Origin of the sequence: Sphingomonas sp. LC-1 (assembly GCF_025371035.1) — a bacterium.
Classification (GTDB): domain Bacteria; phylum Pseudomonadota; class Alphaproteobacteria; order Sphingomonadales; family Sphingomonadaceae; genus Sphingomonas; species Sphingomonas sanguinis_E.
This window is the reverse complement of sequence record NZ_JANZXB010000031.1, coordinates 1-6,381: the sequence shown is the minus strand read 5'-3', so window position 1 is coordinate 6,381 and position 6,381 is coordinate 1. Positions and strand designations below refer to the sequence as shown.

7 protein-coding genes are annotated in these 6,381 nt (G+C 60.9%); 3 read left to right on the top strand and 4 right to left on the bottom strand.

From position 1 onward, the window contains the following. Together NZL82_RS19485 and NZL82_RS19480 are read left to right on the top strand one after the other, a co-directional pair. On the top strand, window positions 1-93 hold a 93-nt coding region (locus NZL82_RS19485), incomplete at its 5' end, for an integrase catalytic subunit (protein ID WP_261270801.1). Window positions 94-434: 341 nt separating this feature from the next. Then, a complete protein-coding gene (locus NZL82_RS19480) occupies window positions 435-761 on the top strand; it encodes a hypothetical protein (protein WP_261271356.1) in 327 nt (108 codons plus the stop codon). Between the two features lie 44 nt (window positions 762-805). Here the strand turns inward: NZL82_RS19480 and NZL82_RS19475 are convergent, their stop codons facing one another. From NZL82_RS19475 to NZL82_RS19465, 3 genes are read right to left on the bottom strand one after another with little or no spacing between them, the layout of a single operon-like run. Then, complete coding sequence (locus NZL82_RS19475) at window positions 806-1,210, bottom strand: nuclear transport factor 2 family protein (RefSeq protein ID WP_261271355.1); 405 nt, start codon at window positions 1,208-1,210, stop codon at window positions 806-808. A gap of 40 nt (window positions 1,211-1,250) precedes the next feature. Then, window positions 1,251-2,135, bottom strand: a complete 885-nt coding sequence (locus NZL82_RS19470; protein ID WP_261271354.1) for an SDR family oxidoreductase — start codon at window positions 2,133-2,135, stop codon at window positions 1,251-1,253. Further along, entirely contained in the window at window positions 2,132-2,620 is a 489-nt protein-coding gene (locus NZL82_RS19465) for a MarR family winged helix-turn-helix transcriptional regulator (RefSeq protein ID WP_261271353.1), read from the bottom strand. Before NZL82_RS19465 ends, NZL82_RS19470 begins: the two co-directional genes overlap by 4 nt. 1,067 nt (window positions 2,621-3,687) lie before the next feature. Here NZL82_RS19465 and NZL82_RS19460 point away from each other — a divergent pair. After that, window positions 3,688-4,845, top strand: coding sequence for a serine hydrolase (locus tag NZL82_RS19460; RefSeq protein ID WP_261271352.1), 1,158 nt, complete (start codon window positions 3,688-3,690; stop codon window positions 4,843-4,845). Window positions 4,846-5,044: 199 nt separating this feature from the next. Here NZL82_RS19460 and NZL82_RS19455 read toward each other — a convergent pair whose 3' ends face one another. Beyond that, window positions 5,045-5,776: a hypothetical protein gene (locus tag NZL82_RS19455; RefSeq protein WP_261271351.1), complete on the bottom strand. Its 732-nt coding sequence runs from the start codon at window positions 5,774-5,776 to the stop codon at window positions 5,045-5,047. Window positions 5,777-6,381: the final 605 nt, after the last annotated feature.

The following is a 6,381-nucleotide window of genomic DNA, read 5'->3' as shown; positions in this document are numbered from 1 at the left end:
GCACCAGAAACGGCGACACCGCCATATCCGGCCTCCGGTTCCGCTTCGCTCCACCTCCGTCCGGATATGGCGGCGATGAGCTTAATGCACTAACAAACCAATCGGTCCACTCGGTGGGGGCAGATCACTCGTCCGCTATTTAGCAAAGCCGCACGCCGACGTGAATATGGCCGCTTCGGATCAGCGTTGAACGTACAAGCTCTCCGTTTGGCGGGTTAATCGCTGCGGCTGACGCTATCTTATGTCCATAGCAGGTCGACTGTCAGTCCCGATACACCATCCATATGGGGAGGCTTGTGGGCAGCGGGCAGGGCTGAGGCTCGGCACCTCGTCCGCTGTCCATATGAATGAATGGCAGAAGGTGGGGAGCCGAAAAGAGGCCGCGAATGACTGGATGTGGGTCTGCTCAGACCTCGGACCGCTCCACTAATTCGGTGCACGCTGCCACACCCGGGCCCGGAGATGCGCTACGCCAGTTCCTGAACGAGCTCGCGCGCAACACCAGCGTCTACCAAAGTCTGGCTGCGTCGCTGGGAACCGTTAGCCAGCACGGCAGCCCGAGCTGCACCGCGATCACTGCCGAGGGCCAGCGGCTCCTCCTGCACGCGCAGGATGCCGGCATCCTGCGCCGCGATGCCGGTTTTGACGACATCGTCTGCGTGGGGAGCGCCATCGCGATCGCCGTGGAACAGGACAGCGCATCGGCGAACCCCATCGCCCATCTTGTCGATCTCCTTCTTTACGGCTCGCACGTTCGGTGATGGGAGCCGCCGTTCGTTCGGATGGAGACGCAGCCACTGGCGTACTATCGAGCGGCACGCGACAGGGCGAGGGTGTCCTCGAGCATTTGAAACCGGGTGACGACGCCATCGGAGATGGTCAGCACGATCGCGAATTGCGATGCCATCACCTTGCCCGTTGCCTTGATCCGCGTCTGAAGTGCGCCAACGATCGCGGCGCGGTCGTCGCTGGCCAGGATATCGTCGACATCGAACGACAGCGGCTCGGTCAGCGCACGCAGGTCGCGCAGGAAGTCGACCATCGCCTGACGCCCCGTCCGCTGCCCGATCCACGGCATGGCATCGGCATCGCCTTGAACCTCGAACACTAGGTCCTCCGCAAAAGGCGCGGCAATTTCCTCGGGGTCACGGCCTTGCCCGATGCCCTCCAGCAGCGTTCGGGCGATCTCGATATTTCGTTGCGGGCTCATGGCCATTCTCCAAATCATGGAAGGCGATACGCCCTCGGTGTCAGGCAGCCTTCGCGCGCTGCCTCGGCGAGCCGACGAATTGATCGCGGTGATCACGCACGAAGGCGGTGAAGTCGTGTGGCGGGGTGCCGGTCAGCCGTTCGATCTCGAAGGTAGGATCGATGTCGTGATGCCCGGCGACGACGTCGGCGAACTGGGCGACGAGGCCCTTGGTCATCCAGCGTGAATTGCCGGTCACGCGCAGCAGCGCGGCGAACAATGGATTGGGCAAGTCGAGATAGCGGACCCTGCGCCCCGCGACCGTGCCGAGGCACTCGGCCGCCGCCTTCATGTCGAGCGTTTCTGGACCCGTGAGGAAATAGGTCGCGCGGGCATGACCGTCCTGGCTCAGGACCGTGGCGGCGACCCGCGCCACGTCGCGGGTGTCGACCCATGACACGGACCCCTTGCCTGCGACCTGCGGCAGGAAGCCCTTGGCGATAGCATCCTTGAACCACAGGAAGTTCTGCATGAACGCAGTGGGCTTCAGGATCGTCCATTCGACCCTCGACGCACGCAGATGATGGTCGATCCGGGCGTGCGTCCGCGCCCAGGGCACAGTCGAGCGGATATTGGCGTCGGAAGCCGACAGCTTGACGATGCGGCGGACGCCGGCCTGGCGAGCAGCGTCGATCCCAGCGATTTCCTGCTCGAACTGGCGCTGGTTGGGCGGCGTGATCAGGAACATCGTGTCAATGCCCCTCATCGCGACTGGCAACGTCTCAGACCGGTCAAAATCGCCGAGCACCGCGTCGGTCCCTTTTTTTCGAAAGGCGTCTACCTGCGCCTGCTGGCGGGCCATCGCGCGGAACGGCGTGCCTGCCTGGCCTAGCAAGCGGCAGATTTCACCGCCGATGCCACCGGTTGCACCGGAAATGAGGATCATGATGAGGGTCCTTTCCGAGATGTCGAGGGAGCGTCCCGCTCGTCGAGGCGCTCAGAGATGATGGCGACCATTGCCTGAAGCGTGGTAATGGCATCACGGATGCGGGCCGGTCCGATCTCATCGACGATCGCCCTATCGATCGGCGCGACGGCGTTCTCGGCGCCTGCCACCGCCTCGCTCCCGGCCGTCGTCAGCGTGACGAGCTTGGCGCGGAGGTGCTGCGGATTGGGCTGGAACGCCACCAAACCCATCTCCGCGAGAAGATCGACGATCCGTTGCACCGCCTGCCGGGTCAGCCCCATCGATCGCGCGATCGACGCGACCGTCAGCGGCGTTGGCGAATAGCGCAGCGCCGCGAGCACCTGCCACCAAGCACTGGTGAGGTCGAGATGCTCGACTAGCGTATTGCCGGCACTCACTAGGCGCCCGTTGGCAGCGAAAATGGCAAGTGCGAGCTCGCGTGCTTCCGTAGGAGTGTCGTTCATGCGATATGCACAACTCAAAATGACAGTATATTGTCATAACGAGAGGTGAACGTGATCGTTCCGCTTGAAACATCGTCAGCCTGCCGATGGCCCCTGGGCGGAGCATGCACCCGGGCTTGTGATCGTGAAGCGCCCTCGAGGAATGCCGGTAACGTGCAGCGGAACTACCTGTGCTGCCTTATCAGGTTTTCCGCTTCGCCATCGTTGTCGGGACGGGCCTTGTGAGGTCGTGCAGAAAGCGGTTTATCAGGCATCGGCGGCTGCCTCGAACCTGAACGAACGTCGGAAATAGGGTGCCTTGTAGAACGCTCCCAATGTCTGGTTGTGGGTCGTGGCGGCAGGAGGACAGGGCGGCCGCTCGCCCAATTGCAGCCATTCCAAAGTGGGGGCATGATCGGGCGATGATCCTAATTGTAGCGTCGTTGCTGTTGGCCGATCCTGCTAAACAGCTTGTAGCGTTCCCGTTCGCTGAAGGACCTGCGGCGGAGGTCAGCGAGATGAAGGCAGCCATTGCAAAGTGTCATGCCCCTGCAAAAATAGTTCAATCAGGTGATAGGACCACTGTGACACTAGCAATTACCCGATCGGAACGCGCATCAAACTGCTTGTCCGCTTGGATCGCTAAACACCCTGATGTTGGCTTCGTTAAATATGGATTTATCGGTCGCGAACAGCAGTAAGTCTGCGCCTCCGAACGGGCGCTATCGCCCGTTGCGGACATCGCAAAACGCGATACCATCCGGCAATGAACGAAGCGAACGTGGCTGGCATACTCCTGGCATTGATCTCAGCCGTCGTGCTCGGAATCGGGCTCGCAACAGGTGCGATGCCAATCAATTACAAGGCATTAGATACAACCCGAAGCAATTCTCCCGCCGTATTTTGGGGACTTTCAGCCTTTTCGGCAATGCTTAGTCTGTTGGGGATCGCAATTGCCCTTCGGCATTTTGGCAAATGACCGTTTTTCACACATCCTGGACGGGCCGCTCTCGTTCAAAAAGCAGACAGTGTGAGAGCATGATGATAGCGGTGGTTCATCACAGGCTTTTTCTAATCCAGGGGTTTCGATGCGCCCGTACACCTTGGACCGGTTGAACCCGCAGACCACATCGCGGTCCCTCGCCACGCTTTGCCGCACGCTCCTCGGCACGGCATTGCCCTTCCTGCTGATTGGCACCAACGCGTCGGCACAGTCTGACCCTCAACTCACAAAGATCCTGATGGCGGCAAAGCAGGGAACGCAGGCCCCCTCAATGGGAACTGTCGTCATTCGCGACGGTAAGGTCGTAGCCTCAGCGGTGACCGGCGTGCGCCGAACGGATCGAGCCGGCGATACGCGGATTCGCGATAGCTGGATCATTGGGTCAACCGGTAAACCACAAACTGCTGCGATGATCGCGCGCCTCGTCGATCGCGGGGTCCTGACGTGGAACACGCCTCTGTCTGCGATGCTGCCGGAACTAGCCGACCAAATGCGACCAGAGTACCGGGTGGTGACGCTGGTTCAGTTGCTTTCGCACCATGCCGGGCTACCCGAAAACGTCGGGGACATGACATTTATCGAAGGCTTCCTGACCGACAAGCGACCGCTCAACGTGCAGCGCCTCGCCTATGTCGCTCGAGCTCTAGGCGAGGCTCCGGCATATCTACCTGGAAGTGATTTTGGTTATAGCAATAGCGGTTTCCTCATTGCTGCAGCCATTGCCGAGCGTGCAACCGGCAAGACGTACGAGGCCCTGATGCGCCGCGAGGTCTTCCAGCCGCTTGGCATGTCCACCGCTGGCTTTGGACCGACCCCTGCCGGACACCCTACGGGTCATGAGGCTGACAAGCCTGTCGGACCCAGCAACTCGGCTATGTTCGCACCCGCCGGCAACCTTCACATGTCGGTGGGGGATTGGGCGAGGTTCTGTGTGGATCAACTCGCTGGAGCTAAGGGCAAGGGCACGCTCCTATCTCCAGCCTCGTATCATGTGATGCAGACCGCACAGCCTAACGGCCCCACCGGGCTCGATTGGGGTGTTCAAACCTCTATTGCGGGTAGAAAAGGACCCGTTCTCGTTCACAGTGGATCTGACGGCTATTGGTTCGCTTACGCGGTCCTCTTCCCCGCGAGTGGCAACGGCGTGCTCGTGATCGATAACGCGTCGCAGAAAATGGGCGGTGATGCTGCAGGAATGGCTGCGCTCAAGGAAATCCTGCCTACATTAGCGCCGGCCAAGTAGGCAGCGGACAGAGCCAACGGCCGCCAAAGTCCGCTTGATTAGCGAACGTTCGGTGCCGTCCGCTCTCCACCAATGGGCGACACGCAGCCAGCACTGGGGGCACTGCCCCGATTTCGCGAGATGAACGAATGGCAGAAAGCGGGAAGCGGTCTGGCAGCTTCGAATGTCGCCTTTTGGGTCATGCCGCGAGAATGGTAAATCAGCGGGGAAGGAGCAGGGGTGCACCGCCGCCAAGCGAGACATGTGCGTCGACGTTTGTACGTACTAGCACCAGTCCGGGGACGGCGAAACTGATCGCGACTCCCTCAATCTGCTCGAACGGTGGCATCTTCCGAAATGCGATCGGGCGATTTTTTTCGATGGTATAAAGCCCGTCTCCGCCCGCTAGCCACAAGCAATTATCAGCCGTCGTCAGTGTATAAAATGGTACGGTTTGGAAAGGCAGCTTCGGTGGATCGGCGGGCCAAGTTGTTTGCAAGGTGTATGGCTTGTAGTAGAGGCGTCGGAACTTATCGCCGCACGCCTCAACCACCTGTCCGCTCGGAAAGAAGTGGACGAGGCCGACGGTGACGACGACGCAGCCAGGACGACCAGGTTCGTGTCCCACACCGTTGATCGGGCCGCCCAGCCCGGGCACTTCGCTCACCGTCCCGGTGTCAGGATCAATGCGCTCGAGGCTGCCACCCCACTCTCCCATTGCGAGACCCAAGAGAAGCGTCGAGCCAGTATCTAAGGGTGCTGTTCGCACGATAGGACCGCTGAGCGGCTTGGAAAGACGGAGTGCGCTTTGCCGCCCGCCTGCTATAACCGCGATGCGGGTCCGACTGACAGCAATCATCCGCTGATCTGTACAGCTAAAAGCGTGGGCAGCTTCGCCATTGAGGTCGAGGCGTTGCATTGGCTGCCACGAACGACCTTCAAGGCGGAACAACTGACCATCTTTGCCGAGGAGGACTGGCCTCGAGCTCGCAACGCACATGTCGGTTGCAGGTCTGGGCGTTACTTCAGGACGGCGGCTGGTCTCCCCCGGTGCGACACTCGAGAGCGTGCCGCGCTCTGTAAGCAGCCAAAGGCGGTCGGAGGCCCACACCGCCCGTTTAATGAAGCGATCCTGTTCGTGCTGCTTATCCTCCGGGGCGCGAGCCGCAGGAGCTATCTCAGCGCGTACTGCCTCCTGATGCTCGCGCACGATAGCGGCAGCCACTGGCTCGGCCGGGACACGAAAGCGTGTTGATGGGATAGCTCTGGTGCTGATCGAGACCAGCTGCGAACCCAGCAGATCGATCGGTGCGCCTCGAGCGATGACTCGGCGGAAGCTGGATCGCTCCGGACTGTGAGCGTCCGGGAAGCTGCTGTCCTGCATAACTGTTAGGCGCTGGTGACCGAGCGCGAGCAAAGCCAATCTAGGATTGCGACTGATCACCAGTGGCTGCTGCGCGACAATCAAGGTGAGAACAGCGCGACAATCTAGATGAGAATGGCGGGGGTGTGTCTGTCGGGACGAGGGGCGAAGCCCCGAGGAGCGACAGACACACC

Coding starts and splice junctions, on each gene's coding strand:
- NZL82_RS19475 (WP_261271355.1), bottom strand. CDS start 1,210: ATGAGCCCGCAACGAAATATCGAGATCGCCCGAACGCTGCTGGAGGGC.
- NZL82_RS19470 (WP_261271354.1), bottom strand. CDS start 2,135: ATGATCCTCATTTCCGGTGCAACCGGTGGCATCGGCGGTGAAATCTGC.
- NZL82_RS19460 (WP_261271352.1), top strand. CDS start 3,688: ATGCGCCCGTACACCTTGGACCGGTTGAACCCGCAGACCACATCGCGG.
- NZL82_RS19465 (WP_261271353.1), bottom strand. CDS start 2,620: ATGAACGACACTCCTACGGAAGCACGCGAGCTCGCACTTGCCATTTTC.